This window comes from Croceitalea sp. P059, assembly GCF_031846365.1.
GTDB lineage: Bacteria > Bacteroidota > Bacteroidia > Flavobacteriales > Flavobacteriaceae > Croceitalea > Croceitalea vernalis.
This window is the reverse complement of the sequence record NZ_JAVRHW010000002.1, coordinates 391,674-416,564: the sequence shown is the minus strand read 5'-3', so window position 1 is coordinate 416,564 and position 24,891 is coordinate 391,674. Positions and strand designations below refer to the sequence as shown.

20 protein-coding genes are annotated in these 24,891 nt (G+C 35.7%); 9 read left to right on the top strand and 11 right to left on the bottom strand.

The genetic code is table 11. The annotated features are described in order from the left end of the window. Positions 1-15: 15 nt before the first annotated feature. From RM542_RS08195 to RM542_RS08170, 6 genes are read right to left on the bottom strand one after another with little or no spacing between them, the layout of a single operon-like run. Entirely contained in the window at positions 16-1,566 is a 1,551-nt protein-coding gene (locus tag RM542_RS08195; protein ID WP_311385253.1) for a sodium:solute symporter family transporter, read from the bottom strand. A gap of 2 nt (positions 1,567-1,568) precedes the next feature. Further along, the gene (locus RM542_RS08190; RefSeq protein WP_311385252.1) at positions 1,569-2,726 is read right to left on the bottom strand and encodes an LLM class flavin-dependent oxidoreductase; all 1,158 of its coding nucleotides are present in this window, start codon (positions 2,724-2,726) and stop codon (positions 1,569-1,571) included. Further along, on the bottom strand, positions 2,719-3,423 hold the full coding sequence (locus RM542_RS08185; RefSeq protein WP_311385251.1) for a hypothetical protein: 705 nt from the start codon (positions 3,421-3,423) through the stop codon (positions 2,719-2,721). The genes RM542_RS08190 and RM542_RS08185 overlap by 8 nt, the downstream gene beginning before the upstream one ends. Continuing rightward, positions 3,420-4,334 carry a hypothetical protein gene (locus tag RM542_RS08180; protein WP_311385250.1) on the bottom strand — a complete coding sequence of 305 codons (915 nt, stop codon included), beginning with the start codon at positions 4,332-4,334 and terminating at the stop codon, positions 3,420-3,422. The genes RM542_RS08185 and RM542_RS08180 overlap by 4 nt, the downstream gene beginning before the upstream one ends. A gap of 24 nt (positions 4,335-4,358) precedes the next feature. Continuing rightward, positions 4,359-6,041 carry a gamma-glutamyltransferase gene (ggt, locus tag RM542_RS08175; RefSeq protein ID WP_311385249.1) on the bottom strand — a complete coding sequence of 561 codons (1,683 nt, stop codon included), beginning with the start codon at positions 6,039-6,041 and terminating at the stop codon, positions 4,359-4,361. Continuing rightward, complete coding sequence (locus RM542_RS08170) at positions 6,029-6,622, bottom strand: acyl carrier protein phosphodiesterase (protein ID WP_311385248.1); 594 nt, start codon at positions 6,620-6,622, stop codon at positions 6,029-6,031. Before RM542_RS08170 ends, ggt begins: the two co-directional genes overlap by 13 nt. 72 nt (positions 6,623-6,694) lie before the next feature. Here RM542_RS08170 and glmM point away from each other — a divergent pair, with 72 nt between their 5' ends. Continuing rightward, on the top strand, positions 6,695-8,083 hold the full coding sequence (gene glmM, locus RM542_RS08165) for a phosphoglucosamine mutase (protein WP_311385247.1): 1,389 nt from the start codon (positions 6,695-6,697) through the stop codon (positions 8,081-8,083). Between the two features lie 186 nt (positions 8,084-8,269). On the opposite strand, the gene RM542_RS08160 is transcribed toward glmM, so the two are convergent. Both RM542_RS08160 and RM542_RS08155 read right to left on the bottom strand, forming a co-directional pair. Then, positions 8,270-9,937, bottom strand: coding sequence for a formate--tetrahydrofolate ligase (locus tag RM542_RS08160; RefSeq protein WP_311385246.1), 1,668 nt, complete (start codon positions 9,935-9,937; stop codon positions 8,270-8,272). Positions 9,938-9,994: 57 nt separating this feature from the next. Next, entirely contained in the window at positions 9,995-10,885 is an 891-nt protein-coding gene (locus tag RM542_RS08155; RefSeq protein WP_311385245.1) for a lysophospholipid acyltransferase family protein, read from the bottom strand. Positions 10,886-10,938: 53 nt separating this feature from the next. Here RM542_RS08155 and RM542_RS08150 point away from each other — a divergent pair, with 53 nt between their 5' ends. Both RM542_RS08150 and RM542_RS08145 read left to right on the top strand, forming a co-directional pair. Continuing rightward, entirely contained in the window at positions 10,939-11,589 is a 651-nt protein-coding gene (locus RM542_RS08150) for a rhomboid family intramembrane serine protease (RefSeq protein WP_311385244.1), read from the top strand. Positions 11,590-11,739: 150 nt separating this feature from the next. Further along, positions 11,740-13,374: a hypothetical protein gene (locus tag RM542_RS08145; protein WP_311385243.1), complete on the top strand. Its 1,635-nt coding sequence runs from the start codon at positions 11,740-11,742 to the stop codon at positions 13,372-13,374. A gap of 65 nt (positions 13,375-13,439) precedes the next feature. Here the strand turns inward: RM542_RS08145 and RM542_RS08140 are convergent, their stop codons facing one another. Both RM542_RS08140 and RM542_RS08135 read right to left on the bottom strand, forming a co-directional pair. Beyond that, entirely contained in the window at positions 13,440-14,546 is a 1,107-nt protein-coding gene (locus tag RM542_RS08140; protein ID WP_311385242.1) for a TlpA disulfide reductase family protein, read from the bottom strand. Positions 14,547-14,638: 92 nt separating this feature from the next. Next, a complete protein-coding gene (locus RM542_RS08135; RefSeq protein ID WP_311385241.1) occupies positions 14,639-15,133 on the bottom strand; it encodes a hypothetical protein in 495 nt (164 codons plus the stop codon). A gap of 87 nt (positions 15,134-15,220) precedes the next feature. Here RM542_RS08135 and RM542_RS08130 point away from each other — a divergent pair, with 87 nt between their 5' ends. Continuing rightward, positions 15,221-18,130 (top strand): FAD-linked oxidase C-terminal domain-containing protein, encoded by a 2,910-nt coding sequence (locus RM542_RS08130; RefSeq protein WP_311385240.1) that lies wholly within the window; start codon positions 15,221-15,223, stop codon positions 18,128-18,130. Here RM542_RS08130 and RM542_RS08125 read toward each other — a convergent pair. Beyond that, on the bottom strand, positions 18,086-18,997 hold the full coding sequence (locus RM542_RS08125; protein WP_311385239.1) for a UDP-2,3-diacylglucosamine diphosphatase: 912 nt from the start codon (positions 18,995-18,997) through the stop codon (positions 18,086-18,088). The genes RM542_RS08130 and RM542_RS08125 overlap by 45 nt on opposite strands. Positions 18,998-19,187: 190 nt before the next feature. Between RM542_RS08125 and aroC the strand changes: the two genes are divergently transcribed. The 5 genes from aroC to RM542_RS08100 are packed head-to-tail and all read left to right on the top strand — an operon-like array spanning position 19,188 to position 24,672. Next, positions 19,188-20,252 carry a chorismate synthase gene (aroC, locus tag RM542_RS08120; protein WP_311385238.1) on the top strand — a complete coding sequence of 355 codons (1,065 nt, stop codon included), beginning with the start codon at positions 19,188-19,190 and terminating at the stop codon, positions 20,250-20,252. Between the two features lie 57 nt (positions 20,253-20,309). After that, positions 20,310-21,635 (top strand): dicarboxylate/amino acid:cation symporter, encoded by a 1,326-nt coding sequence (locus tag RM542_RS08115; protein WP_311385237.1) that lies wholly within the window; start codon positions 20,310-20,312, stop codon positions 21,633-21,635. Positions 21,636-21,654: 19 nt separating this feature from the next. Further along, entirely contained in the window at positions 21,655-22,686 is a 1,032-nt protein-coding gene (gene gshB, locus RM542_RS08110; protein WP_311385236.1) for a glutathione synthase, read from the top strand. After that, a complete protein-coding gene (locus RM542_RS08105) occupies positions 22,679-23,503 on the top strand; it encodes an N-formylglutamate amidohydrolase (RefSeq protein WP_311385235.1) in 825 nt (274 codons plus the stop codon). Before gshB ends, RM542_RS08105 begins: the two co-directional genes overlap by 8 nt. Continuing rightward, complete coding sequence (locus RM542_RS08100) at positions 23,500-24,672, top strand: flavohemoglobin expression-modulating QEGLA motif protein (RefSeq protein ID WP_311385234.1); 1,173 nt, start codon at positions 23,500-23,502, stop codon at positions 24,670-24,672. Before RM542_RS08105 ends, RM542_RS08100 begins: the two co-directional genes overlap by 4 nt. Positions 24,673-24,891 lie beyond the last annotated feature (219 nt).

The following is a 24,891-nucleotide window of genomic DNA, read 5'->3' as shown; positions in this document are numbered from 1 at the left end:
ATATTATAAATGGTATTAATGCCAAATCATATGACACAGTAACAAAGAAATCAACAAACCAAAACCAAACCATTTCACACCTTTATTGCCAAACTGAACATATTCTTTGACAGGTTTATTACCATTTTGAATAATTGTGGGTATGGCTACAATCAACAGTGCAACACTTATAATAACTAATGCTCGGATTAGATAATTCATATCAGGATAAAGCCATCTTGTGAGCAAATTAATTGGAAGAGTTGCTATAAAACCCAGTAATGCCAGCTTATTTTTTGGAAAGACTAAGAAAACGGCCACGCATATAATAACTACAAAACCTGTATTAAAAATATAGCGCAAATCGTTCAAAGCATGAGTAAAGGCTGATTCTGCGTTGGCTATTTTATATGAAATAAGAAAAATAGCGGTTATAATTCCTGTAATCAAACCTACTAAAATTGTTTTACGACCCGTAGCTACTACTTGTTGATCGGTTGCCTCTTTTCTTAAAATACCTTTATAAATATCTATAGAAAATAATGTGGCTAAAGAATTGAAAACGGAATCGATAGTACTCATCAAAGAAGCAAAAATTGCACAGAGCATGATACCTCGTAATCCCGTGGGGAGAAAATTAGTAACAATATACGAGAACGCTTTATCCGGTTCGTCTACCAGTGCTTCGGGTCCCAAAATACCAGCAAGAGCAATACCTGGAATAATTACTATTAATGCCATTAAGTATTTCATAACACCACCAACCATAAGTCCTGTTTGAGCATCTTTAAGGGTCCTAGCGGCCAAACTTCTTTGAATGACAGATTGATTAGCACACCAATAATTTATATTTAAAAAAAATAGACCTAACATACCTAACCACGGTAATTGTGGATGATCAATAGGTAAATGCAAGTGCATTAATTCTGGTGTTTTTTCATAGAGTTGCTCGAAACCTCCTAATTTTTTAATAGAAACCCAAAGTATCAATATTCCGCCAAGAGTTAAAATACCAAACTGAAGAATATCAGTTCGTACTACGGCCGCTAACCCACCAAAATAGGTATATATAGCCGAGAACACTCCTAAAAAAATAATTAGAACGATTAATCTTGTTAAACGATTTTCACTAATAAAAAGTAATTCATCTTGAAAGACCAATTCTGCAACATAAGCTCCCCACATTAAAGCGATACCTATACCTAAAAATGCGAACATTATAATATTAGCAATAGAGTAGGTAAGCGAGACCGTTTTACCAAGTCTGTTTTTTATGAATTGAGAGATGGTAACTACACGGTCTTTTAGATATAAGGGAACAAAAATGAAGGCAGCCATCCAAAGGCCTTGTATGGCATTGATTTCAAAATTTGCTTGCGCCAAACCGAATAGATATGCAGACCCCATCATGCCTAAAAACTGATATCCATGAACATTTGTTGCAATTGTTGAAAAAGCTATGGAATACCATTTTAATTTGCGGGAACCCAAAAAATAATCATCAATAGTGGCATCTTTATCTTGTCGACCACGCAAAGCAATAACCATTACTAAAACAAAATAGATTCCTACTACAATTAAGTCCATGCTTATTTTCGTTTCCCTTTTGCCAAAGGTGTTAAGGGCTGGTTTTTTGGTCTTCGACCATATGCTTCAGGTAAAGAGACTGTTTTTAATCTAGGTAATACATATTTAGCAAATAGCTTACACTCTTCATGATGCGGATAACCAGAGAAAATAAAGCTACGTATGCCCATATCAATATACTCTTGAATTTTATGATATATCTGATCTGGATTACCGACCAATGCAGCTCCACAACCTGATCGCGCTCTTCCAATTCCTGTCCATAAGCTGGGCTCCACAAAACCATCCATATCTGCTAATTCTCGCATTTCACTTTGCCTTGAAACTCCTAAAGATTTAGCGTCTTGCGCCCTTTCTCGAATTTCATCACCCTGCTGAATATCAATCTTAGACATTATTTTTTTTGCATGTGCTCGAGCCTCCTCTTCTGTCTCGCGAACTATCATGTGAATTCGCAAACCAAAATCAACAGTTCTTCCTTTTTCAGCGGCTTTTGCACTCATATTATGCATTAATTCTAGCAGTCTAGACTTCGTCTCTGGCCACATAAGATAAACATCACAATATTCTGCACAAAGTGCCACCCCCGCTGGGGAATATCCCCCAAAGTAGAGCAGGGGACCACCATTTTGCTGATAGGGCTGTACAGGTTCTGTTTTTAAGCCTTTTATTTTATAGAATTCACCTTCAAAGTCAATTTCGTCTCGGGTCCATGCTTGTTTTAATATTTGAATCACTTCTCTGGAGCGCTGATATCTGTTCTCAGAATCCAAATCTTCACCAGGTAAGTTTGAGGAGATAATGTTAATGGTTAAACGTCCATTAAGAATATGATCTAAAGTGGCTAATGCTCTTGCTAACATAGGGGGGTGAACTTCACCACAACGTATTGCAGCCAGCAGATTAATTGATTTTGTTAGTGGTGCGAGTGCGGCAGCAAAAGTCAAAGTATCTTGTCCAACCTGATATGAACTTGGACATAATACATTTCTATAGCCCAATTGATCAGCGGTTTGAACAATAGTAGAGGTGTTTTTCCAATCACTTTTTAAATGGTCATCAAATTGACCTAAATATTCAAAATCCCCGTTGCAAATAGGAGCGAACCATGATATTTCAGTTCCTTCTAATGCTTCTGAAGTAATTCTAATTTTATTCATTATAGCCTTTTACTGATCCCATATCCATTGTCAATGGACCAAATTCATGCGTTTTTGGAAGAAAGGCACCACTTTCAGTGATTATCCAATCATCCCAACTTGCTTTCAACCCACCAATCGGAATTACAGAGACCCACATTTTATAGCTGTTTGGAAAACCATTTTTATTCAAAAGCCATAAATAACTATCACCAGGTGTATCTCCTCCGGTGGTATAGGTAATTAATAAGCCTTTACTACCATCTTCCAAATCAACTATGCTTCTCTCTGTTCCTTTATCGAAAATCTTATAGGGGGCCACCAACCAAAAGGAATCATTATTAAAATAACTTAAGGCCTTTTTAATTAGTTTTTGTTTATCATTTGTATTTATGGCTACTCCATTTTCAATCACTTTATTTTGACTTGTATTATTGAGATTAAGACGAACTTCATAAGTATCCCATTTTACAACGCAAATCCCTAGTTCTTTATCCCAAACAAACTGATTGGCTCCATTTCTAAAAGTCCATTCTAAAAAACGAGTGTTTTTATAGGCTTCTATATTAAGTGCTGTTAGCATCTTGTTTGCTAACAAATCAGCTTCTTGACTTTTACTTCCTTCAGGCAAAGACTCACTTTTTATCCATCCAAACAGTATGAGAAGTAACAAGCCAAGACCTATAATGATACCGGTAACTTTTAAGAATTTTTTCATAAGCTCATTTTTTCTTTTATGGCTGATGCCATTATCGGCAATGCTTTTGGGTATAATCTAAACCAAAGTTCAGGTTCAAAAATTTCAAGCTCAGCTAAGGCAAGTTCACCTTCATTATCTTCAAAAATATCTACCCGTGCATAGATGGGTTGTTCATGACAAGCATCAATAACAGCTTCTGCAAATTTAATTTGCTCATTGGAAGCCTCATATAAAGCAACAGTGCCGCCATAGTCGTCTTGAACTCTAAAGTCACCTTGTTTGGCTTTCTTAACAACAGCATGTGTGAATCGGCCATTGAAAAGCACCATAGAAATTTCACCATCTTGAACAATACTCTTTTGAAATTCTTGAAGCATCAAAGCTTCATTAGTTATTAATTCTTTAAAAACTGCATCATGTTTTTCCCATTCTGAAAAATGAAATTTGTAGGTATGATGAGCGCCAGCAGCAACACATGGTTTTAAAACAAACTCATCTGAATTAAAATTGAAGTTGTTTTTTGCCTTTTGAATTGCTTGAAGAAGGTTTACATTCTCACCAGGTTCAATAAATAGTGTTTTTGGAATTTGAATTCCTTTTAAACTTAACGCTTTAAGGTAATGTTTATCAATATTCCAAGTAATAAGTGATGCAGAGTTGATAAACCTAGTCTTAACCGCAGTTTCTGTAATCCATTGCTTAAAGGTTTCAAAATGTTCAAAATAATCCCATGTAGTTCTGAATAATGCGTTTTTTGTTGAGCTCCAATCAAAACTAGTATCATTCCAAGCAACAAGATTAACCTTAAGATTTAACGCCTCAAGAGCTTTTAATACGATTTCATCTTCTAAAAGAATATTCTTATTAAAAGCATTAATTTTCGTTGGATTAATGTATCGAGATTCAGTAAGAAGGGTGATGTCAAACATATTAATGATGACTACAGTTAAATGTTAATATCCAACCGCTTTATCATCACCACGTTTATCAGCACCACCTTCTAAGCGACCATCTGGCAATATTTTAATGGCATCTACTTTGCCTCCAATTCTAGCAGGTCCTTCAAAAAGATTATAACCCTTGTCTTTAAGATTGGTCTTTAACTCATCAGAAAATCCTTCCTCTTCAAACAATATCATATCTGGTAGCCATTGATGATGAAATCGAGGAGCGTTGACAGCATCTTGCATGCTAAAGTCAAATTCATAAACATTTAAAATTGTTTGTGCTACAAAGTTGATTATTGTTGATCCACCAGGGGTTCCAACGACCATATAGAGCGTTCCATCCTTTTCTACAATGGTAGGAGTCATGGAGCTTAACATTCTTTTTTCTGGCTCAATACTATTGGCTTCAGCACCAATTAATCCAAACATATTCGGAACACCCATTTTAGAGCTAAAATCATCCATTTCATTGTTCAAAAAGATACCTAATTCTTCAGAATATAATTTAGACCCATAACCACCATTAAGTGTTGTCGTTGCTGAAATTGCATTACCTTGACTATCAACAATAGAGTAGTGGGTAGTTTGCATACTTTCAACGATTTCTACTTCACCATGGCTCACTTCTGAAGATGGTGTGGCTTTGTCAAAAGAAAAGCCTTCCATTCGTTGCAGTAAGTAATCGTCAGTTAAAATCACGTCTAAAGGTATATCTGTAAAGTCCGGATCACCAAGAAAATAGTTTCTATCCGCATAGGCACGGCGAGCAGCTTCAGTAAATAATTGGATTGTTTTTTCAGAATTATGTCCAAAGGACGCCAAATCATAAGGCTCCATCATTTTAAATATCTGATTCATTGTTACCCCACCGCTACTTGGCGGGCTCATAGATATAATTTTTAAATCTTTATAATTAAAAGTTACAGGGTAACGCCATTTTGCTTCATACTTTTCTAAATCTTCTTCAGTAATAAAGCCTCCATTTTCCTGAATAAAAGAAGCTAATTTTCGTGCTGTTTCTCCTTTATAAAACCCGTCTCGACCTTCATTCATTATTTTGGTTAGGGTCTTGGCTAATTGAGGGTATTTAATCGTATCTCCAGCTTTGAAACCTTGCGCAAACTTAGTGCTATCTCCGTTCACCTCGATAAATCGTTCTTTGTAGCCTTCCAATCTTTTTGCTTGCTTCTCCGTCACAACAACACCTCTATAGGCTAAATCTATCACGGGTTGTAAAGTCTCTTCTAGTGAAAGAGAACCATATTTTTTATGTACTTCTATAATTCCAGCCACGGTGCCAGGAACTCCAACAGCAGTAGCACCAACTGTACTCATATTAGGAATTACATTACCCAATGAATCCAGATACATATCTCGATGTGCGGCTAACGGCGCTTTTTCACGATAATCCAATCCGCCAATATCTCCCTCAGCTTTACGATATACCATAAAACCACCACCACCAAGGTTACCAGCAAAAGGAAAAGAAACTGCTAACGCCATTTCTGTAGCAACCATAGCGTCAAAAGCGTTACCTCCTTTTTTCATAATCTCAACACCAATTTTAGATGCTTCTTCTCTTGCCGAAACCACCATGGCCTTTTCCGCAATTTCACCGGTTGGCAGTACTGGTGCCTTTTTACAGTTGATTAAGGGGAGTAGGAATAAAAACAGTATTAATTTTCGCATAGTGAGTTGTATTTATGTTTGGAAAAGGTAATCAATTCTTCAAAAAAAGAAGTAAACTCGGTTTCAAAATCTGAATAATGCTCTTCAAGGTCTAAAATGGCAAAGTTCATTTTAGATTTATTCTTGGTGCGCCTATTCATCCCATCTAACACCCTTGAAATACCAGTTAAATTCGAGTAATTGTATAACCAATTATCGGCAATCATATAAGGCATCATGCGCTGGGTGCCCAAGGGAAGTATATCAAAGTTATCTTCAAGTAAATCATAAAAAGACTCTACATAACTATCTAAAGGCGTTTTGGAGTAGTTTTTCCAGTTCTTAGCTAAAAAATGATCATAGAAAATATCAACAATCACGCGGCTATAATGACTATAGTTTTTATGAAGCCTTTTACTACTTATTTTAGGAATGGCATGTGAATCTGTAAAAGTATCAATCTCACGATGCAATAAAATGCCTTTTTGAACGGTATTAGGTAAATGCTTGTATTTATTCGCTCTTATATGATCTGCAAAAAAATTACCGAGCGTAATTTCTGGATTATCAAAAGAAAGATAAATATGAGCTAAAAAATTCATTGGTTGAATTTACAAATTCGAAACACGATTTAAGAACCATCAATTTATATTTGCAAAAACTTTTTAAACAATATGACACTAATCAAATCAATATCAGGGATTCGAGGTACAATAGGAGGTAACACTGGTGATAACTTAACACCAATTGATGCAGTAAAGTTTGCAGCCTCATACGGTACTTGGCTTAGAAGCTATGCTGGTAAAGACGACCTAAAAGTTGTGATCGGACGTGACGCTAGATTATCTGGTGAAATGATACAGAATTTAGTAGTTTCTACTCTAGTTGGATTAGGTATTGATGTTGTTGATTTAGACTTGTCGACCACTCCTACTGTTGAAATTGCTGTTCCATTAGAGCAAGCTGATGGAGGTATTATCTTAACTGCAAGTCACAATCCCAAGCAATGGAATGCGCTAAAATTATTGAACGAGAAAGGTGAGTTTTTAGATGCTGCTCAGGGAGCTATCATTTTAGAATTAGCCGAAAAAGAAGATTTTGATTTTGCAGAAGTTGATGATTTAGGTAATATAACAAAGAATGACGCTTATATCGATGTTCATATTGATGAAGTACTTAATTTATCACTAGTTGACGCCGACATTATAAGAGCAAAGAAATTTAAGGTGGTAGTAGATGGCGTAAATTCTACGGGAGGTATTGCTATCCCTAAATTATTAAAAGAGCTTGGTGTTGAAGTGGTAGAATTGTATTGTGACCCAACAGGGCATTTTCCGCATAATCCAGAACCTTTAAAAGAACATTTGGGTGATATATGTGATTTGGTGGTAAAAGAGAAAGCGGATTTTGGTATTGTAGTTGACCCAGACGTGGACCGTTTGGCTTTTATAAGCAATGATGGCGAAATGTTTGGAGAGGAATATACGCTTGTCGCTTGTGCAGATTATGTTTTGAGTAAAACAAAAGGCAACACAGTTTCAAATTTATCATCATCTAGAGCCTTAAGAGATATTACCCAAAAACACGGTGGTACTTATGAGGCAGCAGCCGTTGGTGAAGTCAATGTGGTGACAAAGATGAAGGCTAACAACGCAGTTATTGGTGGAGAAGGAAATGGAGGAATTATATATCCTGAAAGTCATTATGGAAGAGATTCTTTAGTCGGTACTGCTTTGTTTTTAATGCTGATGGCTGAAAAAGGAGGTACTGTTGCTGAATTACGAGCAAGCTATCCAAGTTATTTTATGAGCAAAAAGAAAATTCAACTCACTCCTGAATTAGATGTGGATGGTATTTTAAGTACAATGGCTAAAAAATATGAAAATGAAGATTTATCTACCATTGATGGTGTAAAAGTAGACTTTGCTGAAAACTGGGTTCATCTTCGTAAATCAAATACGGAGCCTATCATTAGAATCTATACCGAAGCTAAAAGCCAAGACGATGCTAATGCTTTGGCCGATAAAATTATTGCAGAGATTAAAGCTGTTGCTGGATTATAACCCAAATATTCAAGTAGAATTTTATTCCCTTTTACATGAGATGCTTTGTGCCTTAGCATGGTATTAATTCGGTTTAATTTCTTTTTTCATTTTGACCTTAGTGAAGAATCCCACATAAATTTGCTCTGTGCACAAATATGATAAGTTTAATAACAACTTAGATGAACTATACACTTTAAACATTAATCAAAAAAGGCCGCTAATAACCCCGTTTTCATCGATATCAATATTTTCTGAAGAAGGATGAGTCGGTAGCCCAGGCATACGCATAATGTTACCGGTAATTGGGACTAAAAATCCGGCACCGGCAGCTATTTCAATCTCCCGAACTGTAATAATAAAGTCTTTCGGCCTACCTAAAAGTTTAGGGTTGTCTGATAATGATTTTTGCGTTTTTGCAATACAAATAGCTAAGTGATCTAGACCTAAATCACTAATCTTTTTCAGATCTCTTTTTGCTTGTGCAGAATAATCCACATGTTTTGCACCATAAATTTTTGTCGCAATAGTTTCAATTTTATCCGTAACGGAAGATTTCCATTGATACATTGGAGTAAAATCAGAAGTAGTCTTTTCAGCAATAGCAATTACTTTCTCTGCTAAATCTAAAGCGCCTTCACCGCCTTTTTCCCAGACATTGGCGATAGCTACTTGTACACCGAGCTTTTTAGCAGTGTTTTTAATGATTTCAATTTCTTCATCAGCATCACTTAGAAACCTATTAATTGAAATTACCGGACTTACATTAAATTGTTTAATATTTTCTACGTGCTTTTCTAAATTCGGAATGCCTTTTAAAAGCGCCTCGGTATTCGTGGTTTTCAAGTCGCTTAAAGGAGCGCCACCATGATATTTTAAAGCACGAACGGTTGTAGTTAATACTACAGCTTTCGGAGACAAACCTGCGCTTTGACACTTGATGTCAAAGAACTTTTCCGCTCCTAAATCAAAACCGAAACCGGCCTCAGTAACTACATAGTCTGAAAACGTCATCCCCATTCTTGTAGCGATTACTGAATTCGTTCCTTGCGCAATATTTGCAAATGGTCCACCGTGGATTATAGCAGCATTTCCCTCAATAGTTTGAACTAGATTTGGTTGTATTGCATCTTTTAATAAGGCTGTCATTGCGCCTTCAGCTTTCAAATCTCTGGCATATATTGGTGATTTATCGAAAGTGTAGCCGATAAATATGTTTCCCAGTCTTTTTTTAAGGTCAGAAAGATTTTCCGCAAGGCATAATATGGCCATTATTTCAGAAGCTGCAGTAATATCAAAACCAGTTTCTCTTGGAATACCCGAACCAGTGCCGCCCAATCCAACAATAATATGCCGTAAAGACCTATCATTCATATCAACGACACGTTTCCATGAAATGGTTCTTGGGTCTAAATTTAAAGAATTGGTTTTACTCTGAATATTATTATCAATCAAAGCAGACAATAGGTTATGAGCTTTTTCAATTGCCGCAAAATCTCCAGTAAAATGGAGATTGATATCTTCCATTGGTAAAACCTGTGAGTATCCGCCTCCAGTAGCCCCACCTTTAATACCAAAAACAGGACCTAAAGAAGGTTCGCGTAAAACAACCGTGGTCTTTTTACCTAATCTATTTAATCCTTCAGTCAAACCTATGGACATTGTGGTTTTTCCTTCACCTGCTGGGGTAGGCGATATGGCCGACACTAAAATCAGATTAGCTTTTGAAGCCTTTTCTTTGTTAATTAGTGAAATTGGAAGCTTTGCTTTATACTTCCCGTATGGCTCAATGGAATCAAGAGGTATGCCTGTTCTTTGAGCGATTTCTGAGATGGGTTTTAGGGTAACTTTACGAGCAATATCTAAGTCATTCATTTCAGCTGGTTATATGATTTGAAGATACTAAATAAACGAATTAGCAACTAGAAAATACTAATCGAACTTTTTATGCTCTTTGCCCATATGTTTAAACCTGTTGTGCGTCCATAAATAGTATTCAGGAGCCTCACGAATAGACGCTTCAAGACCGCTCATAAAACGTTCTGATATTTCATAATCCGGCAATTCTCTTGGACTTTCAGTTATGACATTGAAAGTAGCAGAATAGTATCCTCGTTTTACTTTTCGTACTTGTAAAAAAATAGGCACTAGATTGTGTTCTTTACACAAACGTTCTCCACCAACATGAATAGGAACGTTAACCCCTAAAAATTCTTTCCAATGTCTAGGTCTGTTGAGCATAGGAGACTGGTCACTTGCTATGCCTAAAACAAAGTTCTGCTTGTTTTTTACAAGGTCGGCTATTATTTGTCTTGATTCTACGGTTCGTATTAAAGTAGTACCAAATCTTCCACGAATTTTTTTGAGGAGTTTCTCAAAATATTGATTGCTAATTTTCTGATAGATACCAAAGGCTTTGGGTTTAAGCCTTGTATTCAGTGCTAGAAGCCATTCCCAACTCGCATAATGTCCTGCCAATAAAACCGTACTCCTATTTTGAGCAGCATATTCATTAATGATATGCTCATTGGTCAAAATAAAACGTTTATCCATCTGGGCTACTGTCATGCCCATTGTTTTGATAATTTCTAACATGTTATCACACATATGAGCATAAAACTTCTTTTGAATATGAAGAATTTCTTCTTCCGACTTATTGGGAAAAGCTAAATGCAGATTTTTATTTACTAATTTTTTCCGGTAGCCAATAACATGATACATCAACAAATAAAGACCATCAGAGATAAAATAAAGAAGTGTAAATGGTAAACGTGAAATAATCCAAATTAGTGGATAAATTAATAGAAAAGCCAGTAGTTGCATGTAAAAAACGTATGCGCAAATATAGCTATATTTGACACTTAACTTTATTTGTAATGTACAATTTACACATAGCAACAATTGCTATAATCGCTGCAAATATTTTGGTCTCTATTAGAGGGTTCAACGACATTGGTTTTTTTGAACGTTACAAGTTTAGTATTGGAGGTATTAAGGCTGGTCAGAAAGAAAGAACCATTACTTCTGGCTTTTTACATGTTGATTTTTCACACCTACTTTTTAACATGTTTACCTTATATTTTTTTGCAGATGTAGTTATTTCTTCATTTGGTCCGACGAAGTTTTTAATCATTTACTTAATTAGCCTATTAGCGGGCAGTCTTTTGGCATTGTTCTTTCATAAAGACGAACCTTACTATAGCGCAGTTGGGGCTAGTGGAGCGGTTACAGGGGTTTTATATTCTGCGATACTATTATATCCAGATATGACCTTAGGTTTTTTCTTTATTCCTATACCCTTACCGGCTTATGTATTGGGTATTGGATATCTTCTATATTCTATTTATGGAATGAAGAAGAGATTGGGTAATATTGGACATACGGCTCATTTTGGTGGTGCAATTGGGGGGTATTTGATTACATTGCTATTCAATCCCAGTTTATTAGCAACGGATACGCTAGTTGTAGTATTGTTGGCTTTGCCCATTATTATCCTTTTTGTTTTAGAAAAATTAGGTAAAATTTAAAATATATTATCAATTTATGTAAGAATATTCTTATTTATTAAGAATATTTCAAAGAATTGGTGTATTTCATCGAATTTATTGTACACTTTACATAAGATGTAGGTTTTTACATCGTTTAACATTTACCAAACGAATTAAAGCCCAACTCTTATGAAAAAAGTTCTACTTTATGCCTTTTTGGTTTCTATAGTTATTACCTCATGTACAGATAGCACAACTATTTTTGAGCAAGAAGAAGCTAGCTTTGGAAATGAAACTAATGCCACAGTTTTAACCAATAGTATTGTTTATGATAAAAGTGGAGCCATGGAAATTTATGAAGAGAATTTTCAAAACGGAGCACAATCCATTTTTGCTAATGAACAGGCAGGTAATTATCCATTAGCTTTAGTGGCTCAGGTTACCCCACCATCGTTTAGTGGTGCCGAAAATTTAACGGCAACTGATATCCATATTGATGGAGATTACGCTTATATATCATATAACACTGCTGGTGCCGATTATAAGGGAGCTGTAGATATTGTCAATGTAAGTGATCCTGCTGCACCAAGGTTAACAGGTAGAGCCTATTCTTATGATAAAGATTTAAATGCAATACATTATAGTAATGGCTATATCTATGTTGTAGGTGGTGTAGACGCAGAGCAATCTGCTTTAGCCTCTGCAAATTCAGTAGTAATTAAAGTTGCAGCTAGCAATGGTAGGTTTGATACTTCTGATTTGACATATAATTATCAAGAAGGATTTAATGCTAATGATGTGCTTGTGGCCAATGGTAGTCTTTATGTGACTAGTGGTCGAGACGGTTATGTTACTGAATTTGATACTAGTAGTTTAGAAATAGTAAATGAAGTTCCTTTTCAAGATTTACGCTCAGTCGTTATTAAAGATGGTACGTATTTAGTCTTGGATGCGAGTGCTGGAGTTAGAATTTTAAATTCCGATTTACAAGAAACTTCTCAAATTCAAATAGATTCTGATTTTAGAGAAGCCGATAAAAGAACGCTAGATATTATGGGTGATAAGGTTATTGTAGCTGAAGGAAGAAATGGTGCGGGTGTATACAATATCAATACTGGTGCATTTCAAGAATATATTCCAATTACTATTAACCCTGCTGATGTTATCGAAAGTGATATAGTCACTAATGCTACTGCCTATAATGAAGGTGTTATTTTAATGGCTAATGGAGGTGCTGGCCTTGGTTTGGCAGAAGAAGAGGATGATATATTGAGTACTGTTGGTGTTATTGAATTAGATGGTTCTACGAACTACGTAGCATCAAAAGGAGATTATATTTTTGCAGCTTCTGGTCGTGAAGGACTTCAAATTATTAAAATGAATAAACCTTCTGAAGACCTTGCAGAAAAATGTTCTGGGACGCCGACATATTCAGGGAATGCTAATTTAAACGTAGCAGCTAGCCAAAGTTTGGCTTATAGCGGTTCTAGAAGATTTAGATCTATTTCCGTATCGGGTTCTTTATTATTATGTGGAACTTGGACGGTAAACAATGCGGTATCTATTGCGGATAATGGTCTTTTTGAAATGAGAGGGACCTTTATAGTTGCTCGAAACAATAGAAGACGTGATTTAACTGTCGGAGAAAATGCCACATTACGGATTGAAGGTAATCTTACTATATACGGTGACCTTATTCTTGAAGATAATGCTACAGTTGAATTTATAGGAGACACCTCAAGAGTTAATATTTTTGGCAATGTCACCGGTGCTAACAATGCAAATGTTCTCGGAACATTTGATGACATACAAGATAAGTTCTAGTAATAACAAAAAGAAAAGCCCTAAAAATTATCAAGGGCTTTTTTATTGTAGAAAAAATTCTTTATTTAATTCAACAGCTCAGCAACCTTTTGTTCTAGAGCAGGACCTCTTAAGTTTTTAGCAATTATAACACCATTTTCATCTAACAAAAAAGCGGCAGGTATGGCGTTCACGTTATACAATTGTGCAATAGGACCTTGAAAATATTGTAAATTACTAATGTGATTCCAAGCTAGACCATCAGTTTCAATGGCGTTTAACCAATCGTTTTCTTTTCTATCCAAAGAAACACCAAGCACATTCAATCCTTTATCCTTATACTTTTCGTAAACCGAAACAATATTTGGGTTTTCAGCGCGACATGGTTTACACCAGGCTGCCCAAAAATCTATCAGCGTTATTTTTCCTTTTACATCATTTAAAGCCAAAGTTTCACCATTTGGGGTAGGACCCGAGAAATTTGGAGCTACAGAACCAATCTCCGTACCTTTTGCTTTATTAATTTTTTCTCCTACTCTAATACCTGCAGGTGTTCCTTTTATTTCTTCACTTAAACCATCATATAACGGCGCCAATTCATTAGCCGGTAGTGTTTTGGTAGATACTGCTTTTTCTAAAATTAATACCGATATCAATGCATTTGGATTTTCCTTGATGAAATCAAGATCAAAGGTTTTTGCTCGGTCTTGCAATTCCATAAACTCTTCTCGTAAAGAATTCATTAAAACGGTATCACCGCGAGCTCCTTTAAACTCAGCATTCATCGATTTAGACATAGAACTTATGGTTCTAATCTCTTCTAAGTAATTCATAAAAAGGTCATTCTGAGTTGTACCCTTGATTTTATGAAATGTTAAACTATCCTTTTGTGCTTTAAAAGAAATTTTACCATTTTCCAGAATAAGCGGCGCATTCCCTGAGAATCCTTCAATCATTATATAGTGTACTTTTAAATCGTCAGCAAGTCCAGTGAATGTAAATGAACCGTTTTCGATTAAAGTAGTATCAACGTCAATCAATGTTCTGGCCAAAGAATCTGTTGTTTTTAAAAATACTCGAGTTGAATCTTTTAATTCACCCCTAAGTTCTCCATTAACAGTATATCCATCCGAATTTGAACTACAACTGGCTATTACGACAATAATGACAAGTAGAAATACTCTTTTGATCATGCTCTAAATATTTTATTCAAAGGTAGGAATATTGAGAAGCAAAAAAAAAGTGCTTGTATGAACAATCACTTTTAAGGCATATGTGTTTAAGATTAGAACTGATATCGGAGACCGATAGCAAAATCAAATAAGAAGTCATTGTCAAATTCGCTAAAGCCAAGTAAGCCAATTTCGGGCCTCATATCTAAAGAAATTAAAAGAGGAATATCAAAATCATATTCTATGCCCAAATTTCCTGCAGCAAATACAAAAAGACCGTCATCTCTATCTCTGTCGGGCACCGCCTCAAAATCAGAATTACCAACGCCGCCACCAAAACCATAATACCAATTAAATCCGCCATCAATATTTCGAACCCATTGATATACGCCTGCGAGTTTAAAAGCATCAAATTCACGGCTATCGCGCCAACCTAAATTAAATTCAGCTCTGTTGTATCTTCCAATAGACTTTTGATAAGAAATTTCAGCTCCGAAACCATCACTATCACCCAAACGCAGGCCTAGAGTATGCTCAGATATGTTTTGTGCGCTAACCCAAGTTGTTGCAAAAACGAAAATGCAAGTAAAAATTGTGGTAATCTTCATAAGTTGTTCTTTAAATTGAAAATTAAGAATAGCTTTGTTCTAACTATTATGTTTTAACTCTACTTGGTAGTCAAAAATTGTTCCAAATTGGATATATCTTTATTGGTTTACTTAAAAAAAGAATTAAAAGGCGAGTTGTTTTATGATGATTTGTCAAAAACAATTTATGCAACAGATGCTTCGGTTTATAGAAAGATACCATTAGCAGTTGCCTTTCCAAAAGATAGTGAAGATTTAAAGATTTTAGTTCATTTTGCTACTAAAAATAGGATTGGTCTTATTCCGAGAACAGCAGGAACATCTTTAGCCGGACAATGTGTTGGCGAAGGTATAATTGTAGATACCTCTAAGTATTTTACAAAAATCTTACATTTAAACGAAGAAAAACGACAAGTCGTCGTACAACCAGGGGTTGTGCGTGATGAGCTCAATCGGTATTTAAAACCATTTGGTCTTTTTTTTGGCCCAAATACATCAACTTCCAACCGGTGTATGATTGGGGGTATGGTAGGTAATAACTCTTCTGGAACCACTTCAATACAATATGGCGTAACAAGAGATAAAGTGGTGTCCATGCAAACTGTGCTTTATGATGGTAGTGAAGCAAAATTCGAAGCTATTTCAAAATCGGCTTTTAAATTAAAAACACAAGAAGAAACCTTAGAAGGTAAATTATATAAAGTCATAGAAAATGAACTTGCTGATGTTGGCATACAAGATAATATCATCAAAGAATTTCCAAAAGCGAATATCCATCGTCGTAATACTGGTTACGCTGTTGATGAATTACTAAAAAATGATGTGTTTAGTTCTAGCAAAGAGCAGTTTAACATGTGTAAGCTACTCAGTGGGAGTGAGGGCACATTGGCTTTTACCACTGAAATAACACTGCAATTGGATGTTTTACCCCCTGAACATGCCGCTATGGTTGCTACGCATTATAAAACCCTTGAAGACTGTTTAAGTGATGTTGCTCCAGTCATGAAACACCCTTTACATCTGTGTGAAATGATGGACAAGGTTATTTTGGATTGTACCAAAAACAATAGACAGCAGCTAGCTAACCGTTTCTTCGTTAAGGATGACCCGGCCGCTATTTTAATGCTAGAACTAAAAGCAGAGAGTAAAGCTGCACTAGAAAAAAAGATTGGTGAATTACAAAAAACCATAACTCTTTCAGGATTAAGCTATGCTAGTCCGGTTTTATATGGAGACGATATTAAGAAAGCGATTGAACTGCGTAAAGCTGGGCTTGGACTTTTAGGTAATATGGTTGGAGATAAAAAGGCGGTTGCTTGTATTGAAGATACTGCTGTTGCCTTAGAAGACTTGAAAGAATTTATAGCAGAGTTTACAGCAATTATGAAAGGGTATAAGCAAAGTGCCGTGTATTATGCTCATGCAGGTGCGGGAGAATTGCATTTAAGGCCCATACTGAATTTGAAGAAATCAAAAGATGTAAAGCTGTTTAGAAAGATTACTACAGATGTAGCTAAATTGACCAAGAAGTATAAGGGTAGTTTTAGCGGTGAACATGGTGACGGTATTGTAAGAGCAGAATTTATTCCTTTAATGATTGGTGAAACGAATTATCAACTTTTAAAAAGAGTAAAGAGCTATTTTGATCCATTTAACATTTTTAATCCTGGAAAAATTGTAGATGCTTTACCAATGGATGCATCGCTACGTTATGAAATTGATAGAGAAGAGCCTGAAGTTAAAACATTACTTAATTTTTCAGATAGCGAAGGTATTTTAAAGGCTGCGGAAAAGTGCAATGGAAGTGGAGATTGTAGAAAATCACATCAAATGCCTGGTGGTATGTGTCCAAGTTATCATGCTACTAAGAATGAGAAAGATACGACACGTGGTCGAGCCAATGCTTTGCGCGAATTTTTGACAAATTCAGACAAGCCCAATCAGTTTGACCATAAAGAATTAAAAGAGGTTTTTGATTTGTGCTTAAGCTGTAAGGCCTGTGCAAGTGAATGCCCAAGTAATGTCGATGTAGCAACCTTAAAAGCTGAATTTCAATACCAGTATCAAGAAACGAATGGGTATTCAGCCAGAAGTAAACTTTTTGCTTATAACACTCGAATAAATGCACTTTCAAGCAAGATTGCAGGCTTAACTAATATCGTATACGATTCTCCAGTTGGAACACTACTAAAAAAATCAAGCGGTGTTGCTATTGAAAGAAGTTTGCCCAAAGTACATCGCTTTAATTTTGAAAAATTTTTAAAAAATCAAGCTTCGAAAAAACCATCAAAAGATAAAGTTGTGCTCTACATTGATGAGTTTACAAGATATTTAGATATTGAAGTAGGTAAAGATGCCATTTTACTATTAGCAAACTTAGGTTATGAGGTGCAATTGTTTTTTGCTGAAAGTGGACGTACTTATCTTTCAAAAGGCTTCTTAAATCAAGCAAAGGCCTTAGCAAAAAAGAATGTCACAGCATTAAAATTGTTTAAAAATCAGGGTTTACCAGTTATTGGTTTAGAACCTTCTGCCATTTTATCTTTTAGAGATGAATACAAACGCTTTTTTGAAGACCCAGAAATCGCAGAGAAAATAGCAGACAACTGTTATTTAATTGAAGAGTTTCTTTCAAATGAAATATCAAAAGGAAGCATAACCTCAGACGTATTTACAAAAGAAAGCAAACAAGTAAAAATTCATAACCATTGTCATCAAAAGGCACTATCTAATCAAAAAGTGACTTTTGATATGTTGAATCTTCCAACAAATTATGAAGTGACCATCATAGCTTCTGGCTGTTGTGGAATGGCAGGTTCTTTTGGATATGAAAAAGAACATTATGAAGTTAGTATGCAAATAGGGGAGTTAAAATTGTTTCCTGCGGTTCGCAAAGCAAAGGAGGATACCATTATTTCAGCGAATGGCACAAGCTGTAGACATCAAATTAAAGATGGTACCCAACGAACGGCATTACACCCCGTCAGTATCTTGAGACAAGCCTTGCTTATCAAATGAATTTGGTTCATCCTCTGTTGTTTTCACCTCAATATCACTAATATCATTCTTGTCAGTGATTGAGGCTATAAGTTCATTCATATCCATATCTTTCAAGTCTTCATCCATAAAAAATGGAGAAAGCTTATCATGATTATAATGATATATTTTCCAGCGTTTAAAGGAATATTCTAAGGCCGTTAAATTTTCAACCCAATCCCCTGAATTAAGATACATGGTTTTTCCTTGCTTGTTCTCGTAAACCTCTTTTTTTGGTTGGTGAATATGGCCGCAAATGACATAGTCATAGTGATTTTCAATTGCTAAGTCAGCAGCTGTTTTTTCAAAATCATTTATGTACTTGACGGCACCTTTTACGCTATTCTTTATCTTTTTTGAAAGCGAATACTTTTCTTTCCCCAACTTATTCAAGAACCAATTAATTAAACGGTTTATCAATATCAACATATCATAACCGTACCCACCTAATTTAGCCAACCATTTGGCATTTTGAATAGATACATCAAAAACATCACCGTGAAAAATCCAAGCTTTTTTGCCATCTAAATTTAAAACCAATTTATTGGCAATCTTTATGTTACCCATTGAGGTATATGCAAATTTGCGAAGCATCTCGTCATGATTACCTGTAACATAGAAGACTTCGGTGCCTTTTGAGGCCATTCCAATAATCTTTTTTAAAACCTTTAAATGGGAGGGTGGAAAATATCGTTTTTTGAATTGCCATATATCAATAATATCTCCATTAAGTATTAACTTTTTGGGTTGAATACTATTCAAATACGTAATTAACTCATCCGCATGACAGCCATAAGTTCCAAGATGTACATCTGATATAATGGCTAGCTCTATCTTCCTTTTTTTCAATACAATAGAATTTATCTACAAAGTAAAGGTGTAGGAATAAACTGTAGCTTGATTTGAGGTCAAGAGTTTGTCAGCATATTGTTAAAAAAACATTACGGTATATTTTTTTTGTTTCAAAATCATTAAGTTCTTCTTTTGTTTTTGTGTAAAATTTATAAAAATTACCTTTGAAAACTTCTAAGTGTAACTCATGGCAGGCAATTCTTTTGGTTCAATTTTTAGGTTAACAACGTTTGGAGAATCTCATGGTAGAGCATTGGGTGGGGTTTTAGATGGTTGTCCTGCGGGCATTACTTTAGATATAGATGCAATTCAAAATGAACTAAACCGAAGAAAACCAGGTCAATCAGCGATTGTAACACAACGAAAGGAACCGGATACAGTCGAAATTTATTCTGGAATTTTTGAAGGAAAAACTACGGGAACGCCCATAGGTTTTGCCATTCATAATACCAATCAGAAGTCAAAAGACTACTCTCATATTAAAGACTCTTATCGTCCCTCACATGCTGATTTTGTGTATGATAAAAAATACGGCTTTCGTGATTATCGAGGTGGTGGTCGCAGTTCAGCGAGAGAAACTGCAAGTAGAGTAGTGGCTGGAGCTATTGCAAAACAGTTTTTAAATGCTATTGAAATAAATGCATTTGTGTCTCAAGTAGGTGACCTAAAATTAGAAGTTCCTTATCAAGAGCTTGATTTTAGTCAAATAGAAAGTAATGCAGTCAGATGTCCAGATATGGAAACGGCTTCTCGAATGGAAGACTACATCAAAGACATCAAGAAGCAAGGGGATACTATTGGCGGAATTATTACTTGTGTAGCCAAAAATGTACCTATTGGTCTTGGAGAACCAGTTTTTGATAAACTGCATGCTGAATTAGGCAAAGCCATGTTGTCCATTAATGCAGTAAAAGGTTTTGAATATGGTAGTGGTTTTTCAGGTGTAGCTATGAAAGGCAGTCAGCACAATGATCAGTTCAATACTGACGGAAGCACTATTACCAATTTAAGTGGAGGGGTACAAGGCGGTATTAGTAATGGAATGGATATTTACTTTAGTGTCGCTTTCAAACCTGTTGCAACAGTCTTACAGTCTTATGATACTATAGATAAAGAAGGTAATAAAGTTACCACACAAGGAAAAGGACGACATGACCCTTGTGTTGTACCAAGAGCCGTTCCTATTGTTGAGGCAATGACTGCTTTGGTTTTAGCCGATTTTATGTTATTGGCCAAAACCAATAAAATCTAATTCTTCACATTAGTGGTTTTCCGTTCAAAATAGTATCTTACTACGCAAATATTCAATATGCGTAAACTAGAATTACATTGGCAAATAATGATAGGTATGGTATTGGGACTGGTGTTCGGTTTCGGTATGACTTATATGACGGGCGGAAAAGAGTTTGTTACGAACTGGATTGCCCCTTTTGGTACTATTTTCATTAAGCTTCTTAAACTCATAGCAGTACCATTAATTTTAGCCTCCTTAATTAAAGGAATATCTGATTTAAAAGATATTTCAAAGTTTAGAAATATTGGTCTTAGAACCATAGGTATTTATGTAGGTACTACAACTGTTGCCATAATTTTAGGTCTTGTTTTAGTAAATGTTATGGAACCCGGTACTGGAGTTTCTGAAGAAACTATAGAGAAACTAACGTCTACTTATGCCAATGATAAAGGTGTTACGGCTAAGCTTGCAGAAGCTTCTCGCCAAAAAGAAAGTGGCCCTTTGAAGTTTATTGAAGATATGGTTCCAGATAACGCAGTAAGTGCCTTAGGTAATAATCAGTTGATGCTACAGGTTATTTTCTTCACCATTTTTATGGGAATATCGATGTTGCTTATTGGAGAGGAAAAAGCAAAACCATTAAAAAAATTCTTTGATTCGCTTAATGATGTAGTTTTAAAAATGGTCGATTTAATAATGCTAACAGCACCCTATGCGGTATTTGCATTATTAGCTAACGTAGTGGTTTCGTCAAGTGATCCTGAAATTCTATTAGCGCTATTGAAATATGCAGGAGTCGTGGTTTTAGGGCTATTCTTAATGATAGTGTTCTATTGTATTTTAGTGTCAATTTTTGCGAAGAAAAACCCTTTCTGGTTTTTAAAACAGTTAAGTCCTGCACAATTACTAGCTTTTTCAACGAGTTCAAGTGCTGCCACCTTACCAGTAACTATGGAACGTGTAGAAGAGCATATTGGGGTTGATAAAGAAGTCTCTAGTTTCGTTTTACCTGTTGGTGCGACTGTCAATATGGATGGAACAAGCCTGTATCAAGGCATTGCTGCGGTTTTTATTGCGCAGGCTTTGAGTTTTGATCTTCCGGTTAGCGCTCAGCTAACCATTGTTTTAACAGCCTTATTAGCCTCGATTGGAACGGCAGCCGTTCCTGGAGCAGGTATGGTGATGTTAGTAATAGTGCTAGAGTCTGTCGGGTTTCCACCAGAAAAATATGCCATTGGTCTTGCTTTGATTTTTGCTGTTGACAGGCCTTTAGATATGTTGCGTACCGTAGTGAATATAACAGGAGATGCTACTGTAGCAACAATTGTGGCCAAATCAGTTGATAAATTGCATAAGCCAAAACCAAAAAATTGGGATGACCATTACGATGAAGTGAAATAATCAATCAATACGAGAAGTTATGAATATTTGTTTTTTAATGTATCCTTGGGAGGAAATCGACCCGGAGAACGACACTAGTCTTGCATTAATCCATGAATGTGTAAAACGTGGGCACGGTGTAGCGCTTTGTAGCCCTGTTAACCTTACTATTCGAAATAGTGTTACCAACGCTTTCTGTACTGTTGTCAATAGAATGGATAAGGTTTCAAATAATCTAAAAACATTCTATAAACAAGCTAGTTTAAGGGAGGAGATGTTGCCTCTAGCAGGATTTGATGTTCTGTTTATGAGAGCAAATCCGCCTTTAGACCCCATCATGCTTAACTTCTTAGATTCTGTAAAGGATGATGTATTTATTGTCAATTCATTACAAGGGCTTCGTGAAGCAAATAACAAATTATACACCGCAGCTTTTGGAGATAGCCATAGCAATATTATACCGGTAACACATGTTTCTAAGAATAAGAATTATTTGGTGCAGCAAATCAAAGAGTCTGCTGCTGATAAAATGATTTTAAAACCCCTAAATGGCTTTGGAGGATCAGGTGTGATTCTTATTGAAAAATCGGCAATGAGTAATATAAAATCATTGTTAGATTTTTATGTAACTAACTCTGATGGAAGCTCTAACTATGTCATCCTTCAAGAATACATTGAAGGTGCAGACCAAGGCGATGTCCGTATTCTTTTATTGAATGGAGAACCGATTGGAGCAATGAAACGCGTACCAGGTTCTGATGACCACCGCTCGAATGTTTCGGCAGGGGGTACCGTTGCAAAACATGCTATGACCAAACAAGAAAAAGCCTTATGCAAACAAATAGGACCAAAATTGGTTAAGGACGGGTTATTCTTTGTTGGTATTGATGTAATAGGCGGTAAACTAGTTGAGGTAAACGTTATGTCTCCAGGTGGTGTTACGTATATGAACAAAGTATACAAGACTAAAATTCAATGCAAGGTTATTGACTTTGTTGAAAGTAAGGTTTTAGACCAGCTAGAGGCTTTTAATAGACGTTCTCGCTTACGTAACGAGGTTCAAAATGCTTAGGCTCTCTGTTTCTGAAATTATTCAAAAGATAAATTCAGAAGAAGTATTTGATGCTGTTGCCGAAGACTATTCTTTCACTCTTAAAATTGATAAATACCAGCCCTTTATTTGTGCAGCCGTACATGACGGACATCAATTCCGAAAATCATTGTGGTCTAATTGTATTCATACCGAATATGAACGTTGGTATGAAGAAGACCCTTGCACTAAGCAAATGGTGCAATCTCAACCAATTGTTTTAGCTGGTTGCGATAGTCGTTTTGAATACGATTTAAACAGACCACCAGAATCAGCAGTCTTTGACACTGCATGGGGCAAAAAACTTTGGCAGAAGCCTTTGAGCGAAAAAGAAATAAATCAAAGCCTTTCTAAACACGCTAATTTCTACAAAGTAGTATACGCTTTAGTCAGTAAGCTAGAAAAAATGCACAGTAAAGCTATTGTTTATGATATGCATAGTTATAACTGGAAACGGTGGGATAGGGAGGTTCCTACCTGGAACTTAGGTACTACAAATATTGATAACGACCGTTTTGGCGATATAGTAAGTAGTTGGAGCACAAAGCTTGGTGCTATTAAATTACCACATGATTTACCACAGACCTCTTTGATTAATGACACTTTTCAAGGAAATGGGTATTTTTTAAAGTTCATCACTCAAAATTTTAAGAACACGCTTGTACTGGCTACAGAAATCTCAAAAATATACTGTGATGAATTAACTGGCGTTATTTATCCAGAAGTGGTTAAAACTGTGGAGGAACAGTTGAAAGAATTGATACCTTTGCAGACTGAAGAATTTCTACAGCAAATATGATTCCTGTAAAAGAACAGAACGATTTACAAAGCCAGTACCCTGCATTATTTGATATAGACTCCAACTTAAACAGGTTGGTCAAGCGTATTGAACTATTGAGCTATGTAAATCCTCTAAATATCGAAAAAGAGAAACAAGGCTTTTTCTCTTCAAAATTCACCTCGGAGCCAACTTTTAAGTACCCTAAACTAAAGTTTGACCCTTATAAACTCCAACGTTTGTTCTTTTCACAGCGATTAGAACGAATTCAAGATGACACCATTCATAAGTTTTATCAAGATGTTGTTTATTACTATGCCAATATGATTCAGTGTATTGAAACTATTGGGCGTGGAAAAAAATTCTATTACAATTCATTACGGGTATATGGTACCCCTACCGAAAAAGATGTTGATAATGCGAAGTTCATTTTGCACTATAGCGACGAACCTTCTGGTATTGAAATGGACAAGGTATATTCTGCAGAACAGGCTAAAGATTACTTTGAAGAATTCGCAGCTCAATATGATTTTCCCTTAAATGTGAAGTTTTCAGTTCATATTTCGGCCGATGCTATGGTCAGTAATGCCACTAGAACACTTTTCATTAAAAAGAACACTAAGTTCAGTAAAAACCAATTGCTAACCTTGGCTCACCACGAAATAGGCGTGCATTTGGTAACTACCTATAATGGATTAGCACAGCCTTTAAGTATTTTTTCTAATGGATTACCTAAAAATGTTGAAACACAAGAAGGACTTGCTGTATTGAGTGAATACATGGGCGGTGCTTTAACTTTAAAACGCCTTAAAGAATTAGCATACCGTGTGATGGCTGCTGATAGTTTGATTAAGGGCTATTCTTTTGCAGATACCTTTGATCTTATTCACGGTCAATACAAATTAAACCGTGATGAAGCTTTTGCGATTACTTTAAGAGCGCATAGAGGGGGTGGATTTACGAAAGACCGTCTATATCTCAGTGGATTGAGAAAAATCTATAAACGCTATAAGAATGAAGAGTCTTTAGATATATTGCTTACCGGAAAGGTTGCTCTAGATAATGAACCCTCCATGATATACATGAAACAATTAGGTTTGGTAGAACCGATTAAACACAAAAGCCATACATTTCAACAAAAGCTAAACACCAATTCCACTTTAAATTTTATATTGAATAATTTGAAGTAATTTGAACTGTTTTTTTATTTGTCATGCTCAAGCAAAAAGCATCTCGTTTTCCATTAAAAATTAGATTCTGAGCTAGTTTATGTGGGATTCTTCACTACATCCAGAACGACAAAACAAAAGTTGTGATTGTCATTCTGAAGAGTAGCAACGAATCATACCGCATTTAAGTGAGTTAAATTGTTATGATATCTAATAAAAAGACAGTCTCAAACTCTTCAA

Bases quoted from the DNA above. Each gene is read 5' to 3' on its own strand.
- RM542_RS08140 (WP_311385242.1), bottom strand. From the start codon at position 14,546: ATGATCAAAAGAGTATTTCTACTTGTCATTATTGTCGTAATAGCCAGT.
- RM542_RS08105 (WP_311385235.1), top strand. From the start codon at position 22,679: ATGCTTAGGCTCTCTGTTTCTGAAATTATTCAAAAGATAAATTCAGAA.
- ggt (WP_311385249.1), bottom strand. From the start codon at position 6,041: ATGCGAAAATTAATACTGTTTTTATTCCTACTCCCCTTAATCAACTGT.
- aroC (WP_311385238.1), top strand. From the start codon at position 19,188: ATGGCAGGCAATTCTTTTGGTTCAATTTTTAGGTTAACAACGTTTGGA.
- RM542_RS08145 (WP_311385243.1), top strand. From the start codon at position 11,740: ATGAAAAAAGTTCTACTTTATGCCTTTTTGGTTTCTATAGTTATTACC.
- RM542_RS08190 (WP_311385252.1), bottom strand. From the start codon at position 2,726: ATGAATAAAATTAGAATTACTTCAGAAGCATTAGAAGGAACTGAAATA.
- RM542_RS08180 (WP_311385250.1), bottom strand. From the start codon at position 4,334: ATGTTTGACATCACCCTTCTTACTGAATCTCGATACATTAATCCAACG.
- RM542_RS08100 (WP_311385234.1), top strand. From the start codon at position 23,500: ATGATTCCTGTAAAAGAACAGAACGATTTACAAAGCCAGTACCCTGCA.
- RM542_RS08135 (WP_311385241.1), bottom strand. From the start codon at position 15,133: ATGAAGATTACCACAATTTTTACTTGCATTTTCGTTTTTGCAACAACT.
- glmM (WP_311385247.1), top strand. From the start codon at position 6,695: ATGACACTAATCAAATCAATATCAGGGATTCGAGGTACAATAGGAGGT.
- RM542_RS08170 (WP_311385248.1), bottom strand. From the start codon at position 6,622: ATGAATTTTTTAGCTCATATTTATCTTTCTTTTGATAATCCAGAAATT.
- RM542_RS08115 (WP_311385237.1), top strand. From the start codon at position 20,310: ATGCGTAAACTAGAATTACATTGGCAAATAATGATAGGTATGGTATTG.
- gshB (WP_311385236.1), top strand. From the start codon at position 21,655: ATGAATATTTGTTTTTTAATGTATCCTTGGGAGGAAATCGACCCGGAG.
- RM542_RS08150 (WP_311385244.1), top strand. From the start codon at position 10,939: ATGTACAATTTACACATAGCAACAATTGCTATAATCGCTGCAAATATT.
- RM542_RS08185 (WP_311385251.1), bottom strand. From the start codon at position 3,423: ATGAAAAAATTCTTAAAAGTTACCGGTATCATTATAGGTCTTGGCTTG.
- RM542_RS08155 (WP_311385245.1), bottom strand. From the start codon at position 10,885: ATGCAACTACTGGCTTTTCTATTAATTTATCCACTAATTTGGATTATT.
- RM542_RS08160 (WP_311385246.1), bottom strand. From the start codon at position 9,937: ATGAATGACTTAGATATTGCTCGTAAAGTTACCCTAAAACCCATCTCA.
- RM542_RS08195 (WP_311385253.1), bottom strand. From the start codon at position 1,566: ATGGACTTAATTGTAGTAGGAATCTATTTTGTTTTAGTAATGGTTATT.